The sequence below is a fragment of the Labrys sp. KB_33_2 genome, from assembly GCF_052114505.1.
Classification (GTDB): Bacteria; Pseudomonadota; Alphaproteobacteria; order Rhizobiales; family Labraceae; genus Labrys.
On the sequence record NZ_JBFREW010000013.1, the window covers coordinates 1 to 20,835 of the forward strand.

General features: G+C 62.6%; 16 protein-coding genes. 9 read left to right on the forward strand and 7 right to left on the reverse strand.

Annotation, left to right across the window (positions count from 1 at the left end; genetic code table 11):
- Nucleotides 1-277: 277 nt before the first annotated feature.
- The 3 genes from AB4037_RS22275 to AB4037_RS22285 all read left to right on the forward strand — a co-directional run bounded on the left by AB4037_RS22275 (nucleotide 278) and on the right by AB4037_RS22285 (nucleotide 3,546).
- Nucleotides 278-712, forward strand: coding sequence for a PopZ family protein (locus AB4037_RS22275; RefSeq protein ID WP_434956403.1), 435 nt, complete (start codon nucleotides 278-280; stop codon nucleotides 710-712).
- A 117-nt stretch (nucleotides 713-829) separates the two neighbouring features.
- A complete protein-coding gene (glmS, locus tag AB4037_RS22280; RefSeq protein ID WP_441772978.1) occupies nucleotides 830-2,656 on the forward strand; it encodes a glutamine--fructose-6-phosphate transaminase (isomerizing) in 1,827 nt (608 codons plus the stop codon).
- 185 nt (nucleotides 2,657-2,841) lie between these two features.
- A complete protein-coding gene (locus tag AB4037_RS22285; RefSeq protein ID WP_434956401.1) occupies nucleotides 2,842-3,546 on the forward strand; it encodes a DUF502 domain-containing protein in 705 nt (234 codons plus the stop codon).
- 34 nt (nucleotides 3,547-3,580) lie between these two features.
- Here AB4037_RS22285 and AB4037_RS22290 read toward each other — a convergent pair whose 3' ends face one another.
- The 3 genes from AB4037_RS22290 to AB4037_RS22300 form a co-directional block, all read right to left on the reverse strand.
- Entirely contained in the window at nucleotides 3,581-5,176 is a 1,596-nt protein-coding gene (locus tag AB4037_RS22290; RefSeq protein ID WP_441772979.1) for a methyltransferase regulatory domain-containing protein, read from the reverse strand.
- 62 nt (nucleotides 5,177-5,238) lie between these two features.
- The gene (gene recG, locus AB4037_RS22295; protein ID WP_434956399.1) at nucleotides 5,239-7,335 is read right to left on the reverse strand and encodes an ATP-dependent DNA helicase RecG; all 2,097 of its coding nucleotides are present in this window, start codon (nucleotides 7,333-7,335) and stop codon (nucleotides 5,239-5,241) included.
- 171 nt (nucleotides 7,336-7,506) lie between these two features.
- Complete coding sequence (locus tag AB4037_RS22300) at nucleotides 7,507-7,860, reverse strand: DUF488 domain-containing protein (protein WP_441772980.1); 354 nt, start codon at nucleotides 7,858-7,860, stop codon at nucleotides 7,507-7,509.
- 122 nt (nucleotides 7,861-7,982) lie between these two features.
- Here AB4037_RS22300 and AB4037_RS22305 point away from each other — a divergent pair, with 122 nt between their 5' ends.
- The 3 genes from AB4037_RS22305 to AB4037_RS22315 are packed head-to-tail and all read left to right on the forward strand — an operon-like array spanning nucleotide 7,983 to nucleotide 12,880.
- Nucleotides 7,983-8,279: a succinate dehydrogenase assembly factor 2 gene (locus AB4037_RS22305; protein WP_434956397.1), complete on the forward strand. Its 297-nt coding sequence runs from the start codon at nucleotides 7,983-7,985 to the stop codon at nucleotides 8,277-8,279.
- Nucleotides 8,276-11,800, forward strand: a complete 3,525-nt coding sequence (gene mfd / locus AB4037_RS22310) for a transcription-repair coupling factor (protein WP_441772981.1) — start codon at nucleotides 8,276-8,278, stop codon at nucleotides 11,798-11,800. The genes AB4037_RS22305 and mfd overlap by 4 nt, the downstream gene beginning before the upstream one ends.
- A gap of 12 nt (nucleotides 11,801-11,812) precedes the next feature.
- The gene (locus tag AB4037_RS22315; RefSeq protein WP_434956395.1) at nucleotides 11,813-12,880 is read left to right on the forward strand and encodes a D-TA family PLP-dependent enzyme; all 1,068 of its coding nucleotides are present in this window, start codon (nucleotides 11,813-11,815) and stop codon (nucleotides 12,878-12,880) included.
- A gap of 198 nt (nucleotides 12,881-13,078) precedes the next feature.
- Here the strand turns inward: AB4037_RS22315 and AB4037_RS22320 are convergent, their stop codons facing one another.
- Entirely contained in the window at nucleotides 13,079-14,464 is a 1,386-nt protein-coding gene (locus AB4037_RS22320; protein ID WP_434956394.1) for an AMP-binding protein, read from the reverse strand.
- A gap of 216 nt (nucleotides 14,465-14,680) precedes the next feature.
- Between AB4037_RS22320 and AB4037_RS22325 the strand changes: the two genes are divergently transcribed.
- From AB4037_RS22325 to AB4037_RS22335, 3 genes are all read left to right on the forward strand, one after another.
- On the forward strand, nucleotides 14,681-16,072 hold the full coding sequence (locus tag AB4037_RS22325) for an AmpG family muropeptide MFS transporter (protein WP_441773165.1): 1,392 nt from the start codon (nucleotides 14,681-14,683) through the stop codon (nucleotides 16,070-16,072).
- Nucleotides 16,073-16,393: 321 nt separating this feature from the next.
- Nucleotides 16,394-17,134, forward strand: coding sequence for an invasion associated locus B family protein (locus AB4037_RS22330; RefSeq protein WP_434956392.1), 741 nt, complete (start codon nucleotides 16,394-16,396; stop codon nucleotides 17,132-17,134).
- 128 nt (nucleotides 17,135-17,262) lie between these two features.
- The gene (locus AB4037_RS22335) at nucleotides 17,263-17,937 is read left to right on the forward strand and encodes an invasion associated locus B family protein (RefSeq protein WP_434956391.1); all 675 of its coding nucleotides are present in this window, start codon (nucleotides 17,263-17,265) and stop codon (nucleotides 17,935-17,937) included.
- Nucleotides 17,938-18,040: 103 nt separating this feature from the next.
- Here the strand turns inward: AB4037_RS22335 and hspQ are convergent, their stop codons facing one another.
- The 3 genes from hspQ to AB4037_RS22350 form a co-directional block, all read right to left on the reverse strand.
- Nucleotides 18,041-18,373 carry a heat shock protein HspQ gene (hspQ, locus tag AB4037_RS22340; protein WP_434956390.1) on the reverse strand — a complete coding sequence of 111 codons (333 nt, stop codon included), beginning with the start codon at nucleotides 18,371-18,373 and terminating at the stop codon, nucleotides 18,041-18,043.
- Nucleotides 18,374-18,558: 185 nt separating this feature from the next.
- Nucleotides 18,559-19,458, reverse strand: coding sequence for a lysophospholipid acyltransferase family protein (locus tag AB4037_RS22345; protein ID WP_441772982.1), 900 nt, complete (start codon nucleotides 19,456-19,458; stop codon nucleotides 18,559-18,561).
- A 66-nt stretch (nucleotides 19,459-19,524) separates the two neighbouring features.
- Nucleotides 19,525-20,718, reverse strand: coding sequence for a UbiH/UbiF family hydroxylase (locus AB4037_RS22350; RefSeq protein ID WP_441772983.1), 1,194 nt, complete (start codon nucleotides 20,716-20,718; stop codon nucleotides 19,525-19,527).
- Between the last annotated feature and the right edge of the window lie 117 nt (nucleotides 20,719-20,835).

Below are 20,835 nucleotides of genomic sequence, written 5' to 3' on the forward strand. Positions count from 1 at the left end.
AGATCGTGGCTGCCTATACCGTGCTGTCGACCGTCGGAAAGCTCAACGCCACGGCGCTCGGCCTCAAGGTTGCTCGTTACAACCCCACCACGCATTACGATCAGGTGCGTGACAAGTGGATCGGCACCGATATTCCGGATGGGCGCTAAGTAGCACCTACCCACAGGAAGATGACGGCAACGCCCTCCGCATCCTTGCGATCGGAGGGCGTTCTTGTTTGAAGTGAAGCAAGTGCGCATTGGGGGCAGGGCGCGCTTGATGTGGAAGGAGCAGCCCGATGTCGTCACCTACGCGGGCAGATCCGCCTCGTACCCTCAAGGAGCCCTCGATGGACGAGATTCTCAGCTCCATTCGCCGCATCATTTCGGATGATCCGCCGCCGGCAAGGCCGGGACGCCGCGCTCCGCTGGAAGCCTCCACTCAGGAGGAACCGTCGGCCCCTGCCGCCCCGTCCGAAATTTCCTCCGGCCCGATCGCAGCCAATGTCGATCGCGGGCCGGCTCCTTTGCTTTCGGCAATGCCGGAATCGGAGACGGCATCCGCCTTCGCCTCGCTGAACCACACGATATTCTCCAAGAATGCACGCACCATCGAGGACGTGGTGCAGGAAATGCTGAGACCCATGCTGCAGAGCTGGCTCGATGCCCATCTGCCGACCCTTGTCGAACGATTGGTTCGCCAAGAAATCGAGCGCATTTCCGGCCGGCAGTGACAGGCTCTTCAGGGGCTCTGTCACAAACTGTCAGGCATTTTGATTTCTCACTGCATTCACGAAGCCCTAAATCCCTCGCATCTAGAGTTCGTCTCGAATCGATGAAGGGTAAGGCGTATGTGCGGTATTGTCGGTATTCTGGGTAAGCAAGCGGTTGCGCTGCCCCTGGTGGATGCGCTGCGACGCTTGGAATATCGCGGCTACGACTCCGCCGGCATCGCGACGCTGGAGGAGGGAGCCATCACGCGCTGCCGGGCCGAGGGCAAGCTGCGCAATCTGGAAAGCAAGCTCGATCGAAATCCGCTCGCTGGTGTCATCGGCATCGGCCATACGCGGTGGGCGACCCATGGCAGGCCGACTGAAGAGAACGCCCATCCGCATGCCACCGCCCGAGTCGCGGTGGTCCATAACGGCATCATCGAGAACTTTCGCGAGCTGCGCGAAGAACTGAGCGCCGAAGGCGCGCGCTTCCAGAGCGAGACCGATACGGAGGTTATCGCCCATCTCGTCAACCGCGAGCTCGATCGCGGCCTGCCACCGATCGAGGCAGTGCATGCCAGCCTGCGGCGCCTTCGCGGGGCATTCTCACTGGGCTTCCTCTTCGCTGGCCACGACGATCTCATCATCGGTGCGCGGCTGGGGTCGCCGCTGGCGATCGGCTATGGTGAGGGCGAAATGTTCCTCGGCTCGGACGCCATCGCGCTGGCTCCCTTCACCAACACCATCGCCTATCTCGAAGACGGCGACAGCGTCGCCCTGACGCGTGGTTCGGCAACCATCTACGATGCCACCTTCAAGCGCGTGCACCGTCCGATCCAGAAATCGCAAGCGTCCGCCACCATCGTCGACAAGGGCAATCACCGGCATTTCATGGCCAAGGAGATCCACGAGCAACCGGAAGTCGTATCCCATACGCTGACCTCCTTCATCGACATGGTCGGCGAGACCATCCGGCTGCCCGAAGATCTGCCTTTCGACTGGAAGGACCTCAACCGCATCACCATCTCGGCCTGCGGCACGGCGTCCTTCGCTGGCATGATCGCCAAATATTGGTTCGAACGTTATGCGCGGCTGCCGGTCGAAGTCGATATAGCCTCCGAGTTCCGCTACCGCGAAGCCCCGCTCGACAAGGGAGGTCTTTCGATCTTCGTATCTCAATCGGGTGAGACGGCCGATACGCTCGCGGCGCTGCGCTATTGCAAGGAGCAGGGCCAGCACACGCTCGCCGTCGTCAACGTGCCAACCTCGACCATCGCTCGGGAAGCCTCGGTAATGGTCCGCACCTTGGCGGGTCCGGAGATCGGCGTCGCTTCCACCAAGGCCTTCACCTGCCAGCTCGCTGCCTTGGCGGGCCTTGCCATCGGCGCCGGCAAGGCGCGCGGCGCCCTGTCCGCAGAGGAAGAAAGCGAGCTCGTCCATGCCCTGATCGAGGCGCCGCGCCTGATGGCTGAGGCGCTGCGGCTCGAGCACGAAATCGAGACTTTCTCCAGGGACCTCGCCAAGGCCAAGGACGTACTCTATCTCGGTCGTGGCACCAGCTTCCCTCTTTCCCTTGAAGGTGCACTGAAACTCAAGGAAATCAGCTACATACACGCAGAAGGTTATGCTGCAGGCGAGCTGAAGCATGGCCCAATCGCCCTGATCGACGAGACCATGCCTGTGGTGGTGATCGCGCCTTTCGACGCGATCTTCGAAAAGACCGTCTCGAACATGCAGGAGGTTGCCGCACGGGGCGGCCGCATCATCCTGATAACCGATGAAGCTGGGGCAGCGGCGGCTGCCATGGCGACGCTGAAGACGATCATCCTGCCTTCGATGCCGGCGATCGTGACGCCGCTGGTCTATTCCATTCCGATCCAGCTGCTCGCCTATCACACCGCTGTGATCATCGGCACCGACGTCGACCAGCCACGCAATCTGGCCAAGAGCGTTACCGTCGAGTAGGAATGCTCACGGGCACCGCCTGATTGGACCGATTGCACAAATTTGCATCGACAGGCGGTGATGAGGGCGTGCTAGAGCAAAGCGCGTTGAGGCGATGGCGCTCTTTTGCTCCAGCTCTTTGTTCGAACGCGTCTTTGCGATTCTTGGTGATTCCACCAAATCGCAAAACGCTATAGAAGCGTGACATGGTACGAGATACGCCTCCCCACACGGTAATGCCTGCCGGTCCGCCTCAGCGGGCCAGTAGATTTGGCGGCTTGCACAGCTATTTCCTCACCGGCCTGGTGGTCACCGGGCCGGTTGCGATCACGCTCTACCTGATTTGGACCTTCATTCAGTGGGTCGATGGCTGGGTCAAGCCATTCATTCCCGCGCGTTACCTGCCCGAGACCTATCTCCCTTTTCAGATCCCGGGCTTCGGCCTGGTCGTCGCGGTCATCGGCCTCACCCTGATCGGCTTCTTCACCGCTAATCTGGTCGGCCGCACCTTGGTGCGTCTCGGCGAGAAGATCCTCGACCGCACCCCAGTGGTACGCGGCATCTACAAAGCCCTGAAACAGGTATTTTCGACCATCTTTTCCCAATCGGGCACATCCTTCCGAAAGGTCGGACTGGTGGAATTCCCGCAGGGCGCCTGGTCGATCGTCTTCATCTCCTCTGAGCCGAGCCCCGTGGTCGAGGCGAGGCTGCCGGGCGGCAACGACGGAGCCTGGGTTTCCGTCTTCATGCCCTGTGCGCCCAACCCGACAACAGGCTTCTTCTTCCTGCTGCCGAAATCAAAGGTGATCGAATTGCCGATCAGTGTCGAGCAGGCCACCAAGCTGGTGATCTCGGCCGGCCTGATCCAGCCCGAACAATTGCCGGTTCCCGAGGACCTGCGGCCGAACTGAAAAAGGCTCGCCGCTGCTGGCCCCTTCGAGGGATTTACGGCTCGAGCAATGCGTTGTTCCAAGCTATCCCGAGTGTGGCGGCGAGATGTTCCTGGGCGCAGGCCGCGATGTCGGCTTCGTCGGTGACGCGCTGACCATTGCGTTGGAAGTGCAGGGCATCCTCACCGGCTTTGGCCTTGAGATGAGCGAGCAGTTCGGCACGGGTCCGCGAGCCGTCCATCACGGGCAGGATATGCTGGGCCACCACGCCGAGATCGAAATTCTCATGACGCCGGTTGACGGTGCGCGTGCGGCCGCTGGCAGCATCCTTGCGAGCGAGGACGGTCGCCTTGGGGCGGTCTCCATCCGCGGCGCCGATATCAACCGCCATGGTAGATGCGACGATCAACCCGGAAAGAACGCCTTGCAGCAAGGCGCCGCGGATCTCATTCCGCTCCTCTTGGGTGAGTTTCTTCTTATCCGAAGTTTCGATCTCCGCGATAAGCTGGTGAAAGTTCGAGGTCGCCGGCTTTCGGGCCGCGACCCGTTCGAAAGCCTTGCGAACCGCCTCGACCCGCGTGCGGATCTGCCGACCTCCGCGGTTCTCGAAGCAATAGGGCATGTCCGCTTCGCTCGAGGGAACTTGCGTAATATCGGCCAACAGATGCAGGTCCTCGATCCGCTGCGGGTCGATATTCCGCTTTGTCGCTGCCGCCCGGGCCGGCGGGATCAACAGGGTCTGCCGGAAGGTCCGCCCTGTCACCACGTCGATATAATTCTCGGTCGAGAGCAGGGTGTTGCCACCCAGCATCCGCAGGGCCTTGGCAGCCTCCGGCCCGAAATTCTCGGGCACCATCATGTGCAGGTCGGCCTCGCCGAGATAGGCGAGTTGATGCTGGCCGGCCGCATACATGAAATCATGGAAAGAGCAGGGGGCATTGTCGAGTTCCAGGAACTCATGGGCCAGATAATCGTCCGGCACCTTCTGCAACTGCGCGACGCCTTCCTTGACCGCGGCGCCATAGGGGCCGGGTGGCGCATGCTCCGCCAGGAAGCCCATGAACTCCCGCGCCTTGGCGATGCGTTCACGCAAATTGCTGGCCTGGCCGACATGGGCCATCAAGGCATCGCGCAGGATCTGCTTGGGCCGCCAGCCCGGCAGCACGTTGAAGCTGACATAGGCAATGCCCTGGAATTCGAGATATTTGGAACAGATATCGAGGATCGCATGGCGCACGGGCTCCGGCACCCAGGAATACACGCCGTGGCAGACGATGAAGTCGAAGCGATGATCGGGGCCTTCGAAGAAGGCGATATCCTGTTGACGCAGCTCGATATTGGTCAAGCCGAGCGCCTCGATACGCTTGCGGCCATCGGCGATCTGGATGCCGGAAAGGTCTATGCCCAGAAAGCGGCCTTCTGGATGGGCCGCGGCCAGGGGAATGAGATTGCCGCCGCTCGCACAACCGATCTCGAGCACGCGCATTCTGTCGAGGTTCGGCATTTCAAGGCTGAACAGCCGCGCCACAGCCGCAAGTCTTGCCGGATGCGTCTGCGGAAAGGCATTGGAGACATAAGGCAGTTCGTCATAGCTCGCCCGCGTCCTGGCCTGAGCCTCTGCGAAATTGGACGGGTGAGCACCTGAGGTCATTGCGATATCCCCTGCATGAAGACTGGAACATCCCGGCAGATTACATGCCCGCTTCCCTTACGCTATCCCGAACGTAGCAGACGCACAGCTTCATCGCGTTCGAACAGATAGAGCAGGGTGCGCAGAGCCTCGCCGCGTGGCGAGACGAGCTCGGGATCGCGGGCCAGCACCAGCCTGGCATCGTCATTGGCGGGGGCGAGCAGATGACGGTGGCTGTCGAGATCGGCGACCCGGAACCCCGGCATGCCGGACTGACGCGTGCCGAGCACGTCGCCTTCGCCCCGCAATTTCAGGTCCTCTTCGGCGATGCGGAAACCATCCTCGGTCTCGCGCATGATCTCGAGTCGCTTGCGGGAGACCTCGCCAAGCGGCCCCCTGTAGAGCAGGAGACAGGTCGACTTGTCTGAGCCGCGCCCGATACGTCCGCGAAGCTGGTGGAGTTGAGCCAGGCCGAAGCGCTCGGCATGCTCGACCACCATCACCGTGGCCTCCGGCACATTGACGCCGACCTCGATCACCGTGGTCGAAACCAAGACACGCAGATCGCCCGACACGAACCGGGCCATCACCTCGTCCTTGGCCGTGCCTTTCATCTGCCCGTGGAGAAGACCGACCTTGTCGCCGAAGAGGGAGGCAAGATGGGCGAAGCGATCTTCGGCCGCTGCGACATCCAAAGTCTCGGATTCGGCGATCAGAGGACAGACCCAATAGGCCCGCGCGCCGGTCTGCAACAAGCGCGCCAAGCCATCAACCACCTCGTCGAGCCGTTCGAGCGAGATCAGGCGTGTATCCACCGGTTTGCGTCCGGCCGGCTTCTCGCGGAGCTGAGAGGAGTCCATGTCACCAAAATAGGTCAGCACCAGGCTGCGTGGGATCGGGGTCGCCGTCATCACCAGCACGTCGACACCAGCATTCTTGCGGCTCAAGGCCAAGCGCTGATGTACGCCGAAGCGATGCTGCTCGTCGACGATGGCAAGGCCGAGATCCCGAAACTCGACGTCCTCCTGGAACAGCGCATGCGTCCCCACCACGATGTCGATGCTGCCTTCCTTCAACGCAGCCTGCATGCGCGCACGTTCGCGCGCCTTGTCGCGCCCGGTAATCAGGCCAATGCGCAAACCGGCGGCCTCGGCAAGGGGCTGGATGGTGGCCAAGTGCTGGCGGGCGAGGATTTCAGTCGGCGCCATCAAGGCCGCCTGCCGCCCTCCTTCCACCATGGTCGCCATGGCAAGCAGGGCGACCACCGTCTTGCCGGAACCGACATCACCCTGCAGCAGTCGCAGCATGCGGGTCGGGGCCGCCATGTCGGCCCGGATATCGGCCAGCGCCGTAACCTGGCTCGCCGTCAGCTTGAAGGGCAGGGCAGCCTCGATCCGAGCCGCGATCATTCCAGTCCCGGTGACGGCGAGCCCCGGCAATGCCTTGTTGTGCGTACGCACCATGGCGAGTGCGAGTTGCGAGGCCAGGAGTTCATCATAGGCCAGCCTCAATCGGGAAGCGGAATCTGGTGCGACCGCCTGCGGTGTCTCCGGCGAATGCAGAGCGGCCAAGGCCTCGCGAAATCCCGGCCAGCGCTGCGCCTTGAGCCAGGCCGGGTCCTGCCACTCGGCGAGTTCGGCGGTTCGGGCCAGGGCTTCCTGCGTCACCTTCTGGATCTGGCGCGGATAGAGCCCTTCGGTCAGCGGATAAACCGGCTCGACCAGAGGCAGGGATTTGAGTCCTTCCTCATCGACGATCCGATCGGGATGCACCATCTGGCGCATGCCATCGAACAGCTCGATCTTACCGCTGAGCCAGCGCCGCTCGCCAACGGGCAGAGCGTGCTCGATCCAGCTCGTCTGAGCGGCGAAGAAGATGAGCGTGAGATCCCCGGTGTCGTCCTGGACATAAACCCGATAGGGGCCCTTGCCCCCACTGGGCCGGTGGCGCTCCACCATAATCTCGACCATCACCAATTCGCCGATCGGCGCATCCACCAATTTGGGACGGCGGCGGCGGTCGAGGACGCTGGCCGGCAGGTGAAACAAGGCATCCACCACCCGCGCGCCCACCGGCTCCGCACCTCCGAGGAGACGGGTGAGCAGCTTCACAAGCTTCGGCCCGACCCCTGGCAGGGATGAGACGGAAGCGAACAAGGGTGTCAGAATCGCCGGACGCATGAAGGCCTCACCGGTTCTTTTGGCCGGATGGAAAGCAGGAGGCAAGCTTCAGCCGTTCGAAAGAGTGGATCTTATTCGGAGCGCGGACTTCCAGTCCGCTCTTGGAACCGCAGCGTTCGCGGAAGAAGGAAGAGCGGACTCGAAGTCCGCGTTCCAACCTGCGCCTCCCACTCAAAAGGTGATGCACTCCAGGACCCTTTTGGTGACGATCGCATGGGTGTGTTCGACATCCCTGGCCGCGTAGACGAGGGTCGCGACCTTGTCGCCGATCATGCGCCGGAGTGCGATGACGGCCTCACTGTTGTGCGCGAGTTCGCTCTCGTAGAGGGCCTGAAATTCCCGCCATTTCGCCGAATCGTGACCGAACCATTTTCGGAGTGCCGGGCTCGGCGCCACGTCCTTGGCCCAGATGTCGATATGCGCCTCCTGCCTGGATAGGCCGCGCGGCCACAGGCGATCGACCAGGATGCGCAGACCATCCTCGGAAGCGGGCGGATCATAGGCGCGTTTCAATCCGATCGGCATGGTGGCTCCCGGTCACCTTCCATTCCCGCTCTGGGATTTGACCGCGCGGATGATATTTCGATCTTCCATGGTTCCCACAGGCCTTCGGACTCTCTATACAGCGTGCCAACAGGAACTGGAACATGTCCGGAACGATACGCACTTCTGAGGAACTTGACCCGCGTCGGAGACGGATCGTCTACCGGGCCTGGCATCGCGGCTTTCGCGAGATGGACCTCATCATGGGCAGCTTCTGCGATACCATCATCGTCGAGCTGTCCGAGGACGAGGTCGGTGACTTCGAAACGCTCATCGATGCCCCCGATCACGAGCTCTACGCCTGGATCAGGAGCGCTGAGCCCGTGCCGACCGAATTCGATACGCCTGTGTTCCGGCGGTTGCGCGATTACCATTTCACCATGAAACCGATGTTTGCATGAAAGCCGCGGATCGACTCGCTGGGGTTCTGAGCCGCCCCGGCGGCCAACTCGTCTTCTCCAACTGTGCTGATGGGCAGGACGGGCTCGTCCTGGCCGACCTCGCGCGCACACTGGTTGCACAGGCCCGCGAGCGACCGGCCGCCATCCTGCATATCGCACGCGACGGCGGCCGCTCGGCCACTTTGGAAGCGGCCCTTCAGTTCTACGCGCCCGAGATCGACGTCATCAGCTTTCCCGCATGGGACTGCCAACCCTATGACCGGGTGTCTCCCAATGCCGCCGTCATTGCCCGGCGCATGACCGCGCTGTCGCGATTGGCGACCACACGGGGCGGAGACCGGCCTCGTATCGTGCTCACCACCGTCAATGCCGTGTTGCAGCGCGTGCCGTCCCGCGATCTCATCGCCGCCCAATCGCTCTCTGCCGCGCCCGGCAATGCCGTCAATATGGACCGGCTGTCAGCATGGCTTGAGCATAACGGCTATCTGCGTTCCTCCACTGTGCGCGAGACCGGCGAATATGCCGTGCGAGGCGGCATCCTCGACCTCTACCCGCCAGGCTTGGCCATCCCGGTGCGTCTCGACTTCTTCGGCGATACGCTCGAATCCATCCGCAGCTTCGATGTCGAGACGCAGCGCTCCCAGACGCAACTGCGCATGCTCGACCTCGTGCCGATGAGCGAAGTCCAGCTTACCACCGAGACGATCAAGCGCTTCCGCCAGGCCTATCTTGCCGAATTTGGTGCCCAGACACGCGGCGATCCACTCTATGAGGCGATCTCCGAAGGCCGGCGCTATGTCGGCCTGGAACACTGGCTGCCGCTGTTTCACGGCAAGCTCGACACGCTTTTCGATTATCTGCCCGAGGTTCCTGTCGCTCTCGATGCCCTGGCCGAGGATGCCGCCGGCGAAAGATTGGCGCAGATCAAGGATTATTACGATGCCCGCCGCGAGGTACTGGGCAAGCCTGGCGAGACCGTGCCCTACAAGCCGCTGCCGCCGGACCGGCTCTACATCGCGCCCGAGGAGTGGCGCCGCCGGCTGGACGAGTCGTCCCTGGCGCGCATGACGCCATTCTCGTCTCCCCCCGCGCCCGGTCGGGAAATCATCGATTGCGGTGGTCGTCAGGGCCATAATTTTGCGGCTGAACGCGCCGCCGAGGACGCCAACGTCTTCGATGCCGTGGTCCGTCACATCCGCACTCTGCAGGCCTCAGGGCAACGGGTAATCGTGGCAGGCTGGACCGACGGCTCGCGCGAGAGGCTCGGTGCCGTACTCGCCGATCACGGCCTCACCCAGGCCAAGCCCATCCCCAACTTTGCTCGCGCCTTGGCACTGCCAAAAGGCGAGATTGCCCTCGGTGTGCTGCCGCTCGAAACAGGCTTCGAGACAGCCGACTTCGCCATCATCTCGGAACAGGACGTTCTCGGCGACCGGCTGGTGCGCCGTGCGGGCAAGCGCAAGCGCGCGCAGAACTTTCTCACCGAGATCGGTACCCTGTCGCCCGGCGATATCGTCGTGCATGTCGAGCACGGCATCGGGCGCTTCGTCGGCCTGCAGGCGGTGACTGCCGCGGGTGCACCGCATGATTGCCTGGAAATTCACTATGCGGGCGGCGACAAGCTGTTCCTGCCAGTGGAGAATCTGGAGCTGCTGTCGCGCTATGGCTCGGAAGACGCCGAAGCGCAGCTCGACAAGCTCGGTGGGCGCGGCTGGCAGGAACGCAAGGCGCGCATGAAGAAGCGCATCCGCGAAATGGCGGGTGAGCTGATCAAGATCGCTGCGGCACGCGCTTTGCGCGAGGCGCCCAAGCTGGTGCCGGCCCAGGGCATCTATGACGAATTCGCCGCGCGATTCCCCTATAGCGAAACCGAGGACCAGCAATTCGCCATCGACTCCGTGCTCGAGGATCTGGCATCCGGCCGCCCCATGGATCGCCTGGTTTGCGGCGACGTCGGCTTCGGCAAGACGGAAGTGGCTCTGCGCGCCGCCTTCGCCTGTGCGATGACGGGCCGGCAAGTCGCCGTCGTGGTCCCCACCACGCTGCTCGCCCGCCAGCATACCAAGACCTTCGCCGACCGGTTCAAGGGGCTACCCGTCAAGGTGGCGCAGCTCTCGCGCTTCGTCCCGGCGGATGAAGCCCGCAAGATCAAGGCGGGCCTGGTCTCGGGCGATGTCGACATCGTGGTCGGCACGCATGCATTGCTGGCCAAGACCATCGCCTTCCGGGATCTCGGCCTGCTGATCATCGATGAGGAGCAGCATTTCGGCGTGGCCCACAAGGAGCGCCTCAAGCAATTGCGCTCCGAGGTGCATGTCTTGACTCTGTCGGCGACGCCGATCCCGCGCACGCTGCAGCTCGCACTGACGGGCGTGCGCGAATTGTCGATCATCGCCACGCCGCCCGTCGATCGCCTGGCCGTGCGTACCTTCGTCACGCCTTTCGATGCCGTGGTGCTGCGCGAAGCGCTGATGCGCGAACGCTATCGCGGCGGCCAGAGCTTCTTCGTCGTGCCTCGCATCGAGGACATTGCCGACGCCAAGGCCTTCCTCGACGAATATGCGCCGGAGGCCAAGGTCGCCATCGGCCACGGCCAGATGGCTGCCGGCCAGCTCGAAGACGTGATGACGGCCTTCTACGAAGGCAAATACGACATCCTGCTCTCGACGACGATCGTTGAATCAGGCCTCGACATTCCCACCGCCAACACGCTGATCGTTTGGCGGGCCGACATGTTCGGCCTGGCCCAGCTCTACCAGCTGCGGGGGCGCGTGGGGCGCTCCAAGACCAGGGCCTATGCCCTGTTCACCCTGCCGGCCAACCGCACCATCACGCCCGGCGCCGAGCGCCGGCTCAAGGTGCTGCAATCGCTGGATACGTTGGGAGCGGGATTCCAGCTCGCCTCGCATGATCTCGACATTCGTGGAGCCGGCAATCTGCTGGGCGACGAACAGTCCGGCCACATCAAGGAAGTCGGTTACGAGCTCTACCAGCAGATGCTGGAAGAGGCCGTCGCGGCCCTCAAGGACGGTGGCGTCGAGACCGAGGTCGAGGAACAATGGTCACCACAGATTACCATCGGTACGCCGGTGATGATCCCCGAGGACTATGTCCCGGACCTGACATTGCGCCTCAGCCTCTATCGCCGCCTGTCCTCCCTGGATATCGACGCCGAGATCGACGCGTTCGGCGCCGAACTGACCGATCGCTTCGGCGAGCGGCCTGATGAGGTCGACCAGCTCCTCAAGCTGATGTCGATCAAGGCCCTGTGCCGGCGCGCCAATGTCGAGAAGGTCGACGCCGGCCCGAAAGGCGTGGTGGTCTCCTTCCGCGACAATGCCTTCGCCAACCCCGACGGGCTGGTGCGCTACATTGCCGAGCAGGGCTCTTTCGCCAAGGTCCGCCCGGACATGCGCGTCGTCTTCCAGCGCGATTTCGACAAGCCCATCGATCGGCTCAAGGGTACGGCCGTCATTCTCAAGAACCTCGCTCGCATCGCCGAGATGAAGAAAGCCGCCTGATCGGATACAATGATGGCAAGTTCCTCCCTCTCTTCCGTCGAAACTCCCTTCGTCCAGATTGATCTCGACATCGCCGAACGCAACATCGTACGGCTCCAGGCCTATTGCGACGAACACGGCCTCAGGCTGCGGCCGCATATCAAGACGCATAAACTGCCGCGCCTGGCCCGCTTCCAGGTCGAGCAGGGCGCGGTCGGCATTACCTGCCAGAAACTGTCGGAGGCCGATGCGATGACCGACGGCACCGGCCTCGACGATGTGCTGATCACTTATAATCTTGTTGGGGAGGCCAAGCGCGAGCGCCTGCGGGCACTTTCGGAGCGCATCCGTCTCAGCGTCGTGGCTGACAGCGCCGTTGTCGTCGATGAATTGGCGGCAGCCATGAAGGGAACCGGGCGCAAGCTGACCGTGCTGGTCGAGTGCGATACCGGAGCCCGGCGCTGCGGTGTTCCAACGCCGGAAGCGGCTGCGGAACTGGCAAACCGTATCGCGGCGTCATCCGAGCTGCATTTCGGCGGCCTGATGACCTATCCGCCGGTCGGCGGAACAGAGGCCGTACAGGATTTCATGCAAAGAGCGAAATCCTTGATTGAAGCTTTTGGAATTCCAGTCGAAACAATCACAAGCGGCGGATCTCCCGACATGTGGCGGGCGCATGAGGCCTCCATCATCACCGAATACCGGCCGGGGACCTACGTCTATAATGACCGTTCCCTTGTCGCCCGTGGTGTCTGCGGCTTCGATGACTGTGCCCTCAACGTGGTCGCCACAGTGGTGTCGGTGCCCGACCCGCATAGGGCCATTATCGATGCCGGTTCGAAAGTCCTGACCTCCGATCTGCTCGGCTTGACCGGGCATGGTCATGTCCTCGGCCGGCCGGACATCGCGATCGACCAGCTCTCGGAAGAGCATGGCCGGTTGATCAGCGAGCAGCCGATCGCCCTTTCAGTGGGCGACCGCGTGCGCATCGTGCCCAATCACGCCTGTGTGGTCGCCAATATGCTGGATTTCGTCGTCCTCTGTCGCGGCGATGCCCTCATCGGTCCCGAGCCCGTCGCCGCGCGCGGCCGCGTCTGGTGAGCGAGGCAGATCGCAACGCGGTTTACTCAAGCACCTTTCGTAGGTTGCACGACCTTTGTCATTGCCGGGCTTAATCCGGCAATTCAGGTTCCCCCTCCGAGACGCCGCATGCCCGGGTCAAACCCAGGCATGACAAAAGTCGGCGTTTCTCCTGTAAGTAAAAGGCATTGGAGCGAAAAGGTTTCATGCCGCCTGAAGTCAAGCGGCTCCCGCGAGAGGGCGGCTGAGCTTTGCCGGGTCGATACTCTGCCCGCGATCGTGGGCCTGAGCCGGTTCGTCCATGCTCATGGGCTTGCCATAGCGTGCACCCGTCACCTCAAGGAGACCAACGCCTCGATCCACGGATCCGGAAGCGGGGTAGGAGGTCGACACCCAACCCTCCGCTCCGAGGGGATAGGAGGCCTCCCGCTCGCTGACGTCGAAACCGACACCCGGCACCTGCTGGCCACGCAAGGCCAGATAACCGCTCTCCTCGACGCTGGCCTCGACGAGCGGCAAGGCAGTATCCTCCTGGCCCGCAACCGTTACCGCGAGTCCAAACCCGCCGTCATTCAGCGCGCGCATCGGCACGATGCCGATCTCGCCGAGCACGGCAAAATGGGGAACCGGGCAGGGGGCATCTACTGGCACGATGGCAGTATGCGGCGCCCGCGCGAGGCCGGCGACCTTTTCGAGCTTGCGGCTGTCGAACAAACCGTCGGAGAGGCCCGCACGCAGGACCGCGTCGGGCAACAGAGCATGGGTAACGCCGTGCATCGTCATCTGGACGGCAAAGACCGTCGCGTCGAAAGCTTGGTGCAGAATGAGCTGGCAGCCGGTGCTGAGCCATGTCACCAAGCCACCCGCAAGCCCCGCGAGCCCCGACGGAGCCATCGGACAAAGCAGACGCGAGGTTCGCGACAGACCGAGTTCCGCTACCAGCACCGAAGCGGCCGCATGCCATTCACGATGCGTGCGGGCGACGGCGAAGTCCCCGTCCGCGCCCCGGTCGATCGTCATGATCGCCAGGTTTTCCTCAGGGCGCTCGCGCCGCGACAGGCGGGTGATCACGCCCGTGCGGGGATAGCCGATGCAGTCCTCGAAAGAGACGGTCCCTCCCGGCAAATCCGCCCCGAAAGCCCCGATGAAACGAATATCGGCGATGGATTCGTCGACGAGGTGACGCAGTGGCCGCAAGGATTGGACATCGCCCATGCGCCGCGCCGCGAGGATCGCCTTGGCGTTCAGCCTCTCGGCGACGCCGACGATTTCAGCCGGCGAAAAATCGATCGGAACGATTACCGCCACGAGGCCCGCCCGGATACAGCCGAGCAGTGCGATCAACGTATCCGTCACGTTGAGCCCCTGCACGCAGACCAGCGCCTCGCTGGGCAACCCCATTTCGAAAAAGCGGCCGGCGACCGCGGAGACGGCAGCATCGACCTGGTTCCAGGTCAGTCTGCGCGGTGCGCCATCGGCCCAGAGGGGGCGGTCGGGCGCGTCGATCAGGGCCAGCATATCGCCGGCTCGCTGAGCGCTGAGACGCAGCATCTGGTCGAGGGTAGGGGGGGCGAGGGCAATCCTGGGCGTGATGTCTGACGTCATGGGGCCTCAGGGGGTATTCACAGGGCACGAATCAGATCCAGGTGAGTCTAACCCTGGATGACGGCAAAGCCATAGCCGGTTTGACAGCCCCGGTCGTCCCATCCGCGAGCACCATCCACACTTTGAGCAGATGCCCATTCCGAAAGCCCATGCACTCGGGAACATCCGTCATCAAAGCATTTGGTCTGTCCGGCCCGGCGCTCCATAATCGTGGACATGATTCCCGGTCAAAAACTCCTCACGCTTCTGCGCGACATCGCCGCCGACAAGCGCCTCGCTTTCATGCTGTTGCTCGGCTTCAGCTCGGGCTTGCCCTTCCTGCTGGTGTTCTCGACACAATCGGCCAGGCTGCGTGAGGTCGGGATCACACGTACCGACATTGGCCTGATGTTTTACGCGACGCTGTTCTACAGCATCAAATTCCTCTGGGCTCCCTTGCTGGAGCGGTTCGACCCGCCCGTGCTGGGACGGATGGTCGGCCGGTGGCGCGGTTGGCTGCTGATCACGCAGATGGGCATCATCCTGGGCCTGTTCGGTCTCGCCAGCAGCAATCCGGCAAGCTCGCTGGGAATGACGATATTCTGGACAACCGTCACCGCATTCTTTGCCGCCAGCCAGGACGTGGTGATCGACGGCTGGCGCATCAACGTCATCCCGCGTGACCGCCAGGGCATCATGCTGGCGGTGTCCCAGCTTGGCTATCGCATCGGCATATTGTGCGCGGGAGCCGGCGCCCTTTATTTGGCTGAATATCTCGACTGGCAGGCGGCTTACGCCACGATGGCCGCATTGATGCTCATCGGCATCATGGCTGCCTTGTTTGCGCCCGATCCGCCAGCTGTCGAGAAAGAAACCCTCACGGACAAGCTCATTTCTGTATTCGAGGATGACAAGGCTCCCGGCTCGCAGAGCACATCCAACCGGCCAGATTGGCTGACCGCTTACAAGGAAGCGCTGAGCGACCTCTTCTTACGCCGCGGTTGGATCCTCGTGCCAATCATGTTGCTCATCGCGCTTTATCGCCTGCCGGACTTCCTGGCTGGCGTGATGTCCAACCCGCTCTATATCGATCTTGGCTTCTCCAAAGCCGAAATAGCCAATATTTCGAAGATTTATGGCTTCGCCATCGGCCTGACCGCTCCCTTTGTGGGCGGCTTTTGCATCTGGCGCTTTGGCCTGATGCCCTCGCTGCTTTTTGGAGGCATTGCCGCCGCCACCTCACATTTGAGTATGGCTCTTTTGGCAGCCAAGGGAGCGGATTCGAGCTATCTGGCTTTGGCGGTGAGCGTCGAAAGCTTTGCAGGCGGCTTCGCGGGAACGGCGCTGATGGCCTACATGTCCTCGCTGACGTCGCCCGCCTATGCCGCCAGCCAGTATGCCCTCCTGAGTTCGCTTTACGCCCTGCCGGGCAAGTTGCTGGCAGGCATGTCGGGGAAAATGGTCGATCTGTTCGGCTATTCCGTCTTTTTCTCGGCGACGTCGACGATCGGCTTGCCGGTTGCGATCCTCTGCCTGATCGTCTGGCGCTCGGCGGACAAGGAAGCCCCTGGCCACTCGAAGGAAGAACAGGAACAAGCGTCACTGGCGGGCGAGGGAGGGCGCCGTTGAGGAGCGCTGGCGTACGGCAAGCGAATCGCTGCTCTAGAGTAGGCAAGACGGTTTGCTTCCTGCGATTTTCGCAACTCGAATGCCAGATATAGCGGCGCTGGTCACGTTTTCTTCAATTTGTCATGCACAAGCTGCGACACCGTCGCCATAGGTTGTTTTCGAGGCTGGAAACCAGTGCCCGCTTCGTTTATGGACCTTTCCTGAAATCGTCATCTCGGTGCCTTCGTCGGCGATGAGAGACATTCAGCCCCATTGGTGCGTTGCCGACCCCGCGCTAGCCCAGCGCGTTGCGGCGGCGGACTTAGGACCCAAGGATTTTGCATGATGTCGTTCCGCCTCCTTGCGACTGCAGCTCTTGCGGCGCTCAGCCTCGCGGTGACACCCGCATTGGCACAGGAAACGCCTGCCAAGCCGGCCGCGCCCGCCACGAAGCCGAAGGCACCTGCAGCCAAGCCGGCGCAAAAGCCTGCAGCAGCCGCGCCCGCGGCAGCAGCGGCCGCCGCTGAGCCCGTTCCCGGCCTGGAAGGCGCGACCACTCCCGCCATCTCCAGCTCCCAACCTGACTGGGTGAAGCTGTGCCAGGCCGACCAGGCCAAGAAGGAAATCTGCCTGACCCGTCGTGACCTGCGGTCCGATACGGGGCAGACGATGATGACCGCCATCCTCATGCAGAACGTCACCGACAAGAAGCAACTCCTGCGCCTTGTCCTGCCCGTCGGCGCCCTCATTCAGCCTGGCGTCGGCCTCTATCTCGACAATACCGCTTTCGCCAGCGGCAAATATGCCGTCTGCTCTCCCGAAGGCTGCCTGGTCGAACTGCCCATCGACGAGGCCCAGCTCAAGGCTCTTCGCGGTTCCAAGACCCTGGCGATCGCCTTCAAGACCCCCAACCAAGGCGTGCAACTGCCGCTGGGCACCGAGGGTTTTGCCAAGGCACTCGACAACAAGCCGCTCGATCCCCAGTCGATCGTCGACGAGCAGAAGAAGCTGCAGCAGCAATTGCAGGATGCCGCCGAGAAGGCGCGCCAGCAGCTCAATGCCAATCCGGCGCCTGCTCAATAAGACCGCCTGGAGCAAAGCGCGTTCATGACTGAACGCTTCTTTGCTCTCACTCTTTGGTTCGACGCGTCTTTGCGATTCTTGGCGCGACCGCCAAATCGCAAAACGCTTTAGGAACAGGAACCCAGATTATGCGAAACTCACTGATCGCTGGCACCGCGGCAGCCTTGATCCTGTCGGCCGGAACCGCGCTGGCCCAGCAACAGCCCCAGCCTGCTGGCCAGCAGCCCGAATTGCCCAAATTCGACCAGCCCGAATGGACCAAGATCTGCGCCAAGACCCCGGACGGCAAGGACACCTGCCAAACCGTGCGCGATCTTCTGGCACCGACTGCAGCCTGGATGATGACCGCGCAGGTCGGCCAGGAGAAGGGCGGCAAGCCCAAGCTCACTGTGATCATTCCGGCGGGCGTTGTCCTTCCGCTGGGTGCCCGCGTCCTCGTCGATGACCAGACCCTCGACACTGCGAAATATCGCATCTGCACGGGACCGAGCTGCATCGCCGATATGCCCCTGAGCGACGCGAATGTCGCCAGCCTCAAGAAGGGCAAGAAACTGAAAGTGCAGGCGATCACCTTCCAGGGCCAGCCTATCGGTATGGATATCGGCCTGGATGGCCTCGGCAAGGCTCTCGATGGCCAGGGCATCGACCAAGCCGGTTATGCTGCCAAGCAGAAAGACTATGGCGAGAAGTTGCAGGCTATATTCCAGCCCCTCATCGATGCCCAGCGCAAGCAGCAGCAACAGCAGGGCGGCGGCGCCGCACCGGCCACACCGCCGGCTCAGCCGGCAGCGCCCGCGCAATAACATGACAAAAGGCCGACCTTCGGGTCGGCCTTTTCATATCGGAAACCGACCGGCTCACCCTAGATTGCGAAGGTCGCCGATGCTCTCCAGGCCGAGGGGCGTATCAGTGGCGCGTACCTGGTTTCAGCCGGTACCCACCCTCATTGTCGCGGTCGAATAGCTCATCGATCTGCGTGTTCCGAACAGGACTGCCGCTGTCGTCGATCACCAGGTTCTGTTCGGAGACATAGGCGACATATTCCGTCTCCTCATTCTCCGCGAACAGATGATAGAAGGGCTGGTCCTTGGAAGGGCGCACATCTTCCGGAATGGACTGCCACCATTCTTCCGTATTGGAGAATTCCGGATCGACGTCGAAGATGACGCCACGAAACGGATAGATGCGGTGGCGTACCACTTGACCGATAAAGAACTTTGCTTCCCGCGCTTTATTCATACGCTATTCAATCGTCATTTGCGCTCGGCAAACTTGCAATAGTGGTGCCTGCAAGCCGGGCGATACCGAAGCCCGCCACAACCGAACGAGCCTGCTATCCCGTTACCAGAATAGCAGTATTATCGTCAAAGTCGTCGAATATTTCATTAATTTCACACGCGAAACGGCGGACGATGCAGTTGCCGTCATCCCCAGCGTCGGTGTGCCCACATCCATTGTTCGGGATGCTCGCGGATCCACTGCTCGAACAGGACATGAATTCTGCGCGTCGCTTCGGCAATGTCGGCATCGCGGTCGGCGGTACGCGGCACATCGATAACCTCAGCCTCGATATAGAAATGCACACCGCCCGTGCGCACGCAACGCGCGGCGATCAGCTCGGCATCGTTGCTGCGCGCCAGCAAGGCGGGGAAGGGCGTAGTGGGGGCAGGGCGGCCGAAGAACGGGATCATGATGCCCCGGCGATCCCGCAGATCCGCCAGCAAGGCGACCGCACCGCCGTCTCGTACGATGCGCATCAATTTACGCGCAACGTCGTTGCCCTTGGGGAACAGGCCGCGCGAATAACGATCCCGGCGGGCCAGCATGACATAATCGTCAACCTTGGGGTTCTTCATGCGCTGATAGACGCCCGCTGCCTTGATGCCGCGGACCAGGGTCGGATAGATCACCAGCTCCCAATTGCCGGTATGCAACGAGACGAAGACGCAGCCCCTGCCGGAGGTTTTCAGCGGATCGAGCTGGAGGCCGGCGCGGTCATCGATGCGGCCGGCCCGGACGATGCGTTCGCTGATCAGCGCTTCGGCGAAGGTCCGGCCGAGCTGCATCCACATGGCCCGTGCGATGGCCTCGATCTCTGCCCGCGATTTTTCGGGATAGGCCGCCGCAAGTTGGCGGAGGGCGCGCTCATGACGGCGCAGATGCGGTGCGACGAGGCGCCAGATCGTCCCCATCAACCAGGATCCGAAGTCGATGGGCAATATATGCAACACGCCGGTAAGGCCACGCAATGCACTGTATTCGAAGGCGTATTTGATCCGCCGCATACGGCGTCGCCACCCCTTTTCGTCTGCGCCGCTCGTCACGATGCCTTCCGTCATTCTTACGATTTGTACGTCCCGCCGGCCATTGAAACCAGAAGCGGGAAGAATTCAATGCTCGGCTGCGCGAGCGAGCCCCTGGCGCATCATGACCCGTCTCAAGGGACCGACCCGCTCGAGCGCATAGAGCCCGAGGCCACGCAGGCCCTGCAGGGGGAAATGCCCTGACAGCAGCGAGCGGTTCAACAGATCGACTGCCGAGTGACGGGTCCCGATGTCGAGCCGCCTTGCCCTGGCATAAGCTTCGAGCACGCTGGCTTCGCCGGGATCGCGGGCTCCTTCCAGGGACCGGGTTCCTTCTAAGCACTTGGCGAGGGCCGCGATGTCGCGCAGCGTGAGGTTGAACCCCTGCGCCCCGATCGGGGGAAGCACATGCGCGGCCTCGCCGATGAGGGCGACCCGGTCGGCGGCCTGCGTTACCGCCACCACCGCGCTCATCGGCCAGAAGGATCGCCGGCCGTCTACCTGAACATGGCCAAGCAGGGCATGGCTCTGGATTTCTATGGCTCGGGAAAGGGCGGCATCATCCATCGCCCGTAATTCATCGGCCTTTTCGGGGGAGACCACCCAGACGAGGCTGGCCCGCTGTCCAGGCAGCGGCACAAGGGTGAAAGGACCGGACTCGGTATGGAACTCGGTGGAGATATCGCGGTGTGTCCGGCCGATCTTCAAATTGAGGGCCAGCGCGACCTGGGGATAGTCGTGGCTCCGCGTTTCGATCCCGGCAGCCTGCCGCACGAGGGAGGCGCGCCCATCGGCTGCGACAATGAGATCGGCGGCAAGATCAGGCTGCCCATCGAGTTTGAGAACGAGGCCGTTTGCGCCGGGTTCGGCGCTAAGCACCCGCACCGGCAGATGTTGGACACCGGCCTCATGCAGGCGTGCCTGAAGTATCCGGCTCAGAGCGCCATTGGGAATGTTCCAGCCGAAGGCTTCCAATCCGATCTCCTCGGCCTGGAAGGCGATCGGACGGGCACGCAGGAGGCGCTGCGTCGCATCGACGATGGACATCACCCGCAGCGGCGCCGCCTCGGGATGGCCCGCAATCCGAATGCCGGCCTTCGCCAGGGCCTGGATGCTGCCATCGAGCAGAGCCGTGGTGCGGGTATCGCCGGCATTGCCGGGTGGGCCGACCAGGGTGACCTCGAGGCCTTTTGCGGCAAGGACCGCTGCGCAGGCCAAGCCTGCGAGCCCAGCTCCCACGATGACGATCGGACGATGATTTGATTCACGATTGGCTGGCATGATGGCTAACGGAATTAGCGCTCCTTGAAGCGGACGTCACCTGTTTTCCGGATGCCGAATGCCGAGCGCAATTGCACCGGATCGCGCGAATTTGGTAATATCGGGCAGAACGGACAT

Excerpts from the sequence above, each read along its gene's own strand:
- AB4037_RS22275 (WP_434956403.1), top strand. The coding sequence starts at position 278 with ATGTCGTCACCTACGCGGGCAGATCCGCCTCGTACCCTCAAGGAGCCC.
- glmS (WP_441772978.1), top strand. The coding sequence starts at position 830 with ATGTGCGGTATTGTCGGTATTCTGGGTAAGCAAGCGGTTGCGCTGCCC.
- AB4037_RS22285 (WP_434956401.1), top strand. The coding sequence starts at position 2,842 with ATGGTACGAGATACGCCTCCCCACACGGTAATGCCTGCCGGTCCGCCT.
- AB4037_RS22290 (WP_441772979.1), bottom strand. The coding sequence starts at position 5,176 with ATGACCTCAGGTGCTCACCCGTCCAATTTCGCAGAGGCTCAGGCCAGG.
- recG (WP_434956399.1), bottom strand. The coding sequence starts at position 7,335 with ATGCGTCCGGCGATTCTGACACCCTTGTTCGCTTCCGTCTCATCCCTG.
- AB4037_RS22300 (WP_441772980.1), bottom strand. The coding sequence starts at position 7,860 with ATGCCGATCGGATTGAAACGCGCCTATGATCCGCCCGCTTCCGAGGAT.
- AB4037_RS22305 (WP_434956397.1), top strand. The coding sequence starts at position 7,983 with ATGTCCGGAACGATACGCACTTCTGAGGAACTTGACCCGCGTCGGAGA.
- mfd (WP_441772981.1), top strand. The coding sequence starts at position 8,276 with ATGAAAGCCGCGGATCGACTCGCTGGGGTTCTGAGCCGCCCCGGCGGC.
- AB4037_RS22315 (WP_434956395.1), top strand. The coding sequence starts at position 11,813 with ATGGCAAGTTCCTCCCTCTCTTCCGTCGAAACTCCCTTCGTCCAGATT.
- AB4037_RS22320 (WP_434956394.1), bottom strand. The coding sequence starts at position 14,464 with ATGACGTCAGACATCACGCCCAGGATTGCCCTCGCCCCCCCTACCCTC.
- AB4037_RS22325 (WP_441773165.1), top strand. The coding sequence starts at position 14,681 with ATGATTCCCGGTCAAAAACTCCTCACGCTTCTGCGCGACATCGCCGCC.
- AB4037_RS22330 (WP_434956392.1), top strand. The coding sequence starts at position 16,394 with ATGATGTCGTTCCGCCTCCTTGCGACTGCAGCTCTTGCGGCGCTCAGC.
- AB4037_RS22335 (WP_434956391.1), top strand. The coding sequence starts at position 17,263 with ATGCGAAACTCACTGATCGCTGGCACCGCGGCAGCCTTGATCCTGTCG.
- hspQ (WP_434956390.1), bottom strand. The coding sequence starts at position 18,373 with ATGAATAAAGCGCGGGAAGCAAAGTTCTTTATCGGTCAAGTGGTACGC.
- AB4037_RS22350 (WP_441772983.1), bottom strand. The coding sequence starts at position 20,718 with ATGCCAGCCAATCGTGAATCAAATCATCGTCCGATCGTCATCGTGGGA.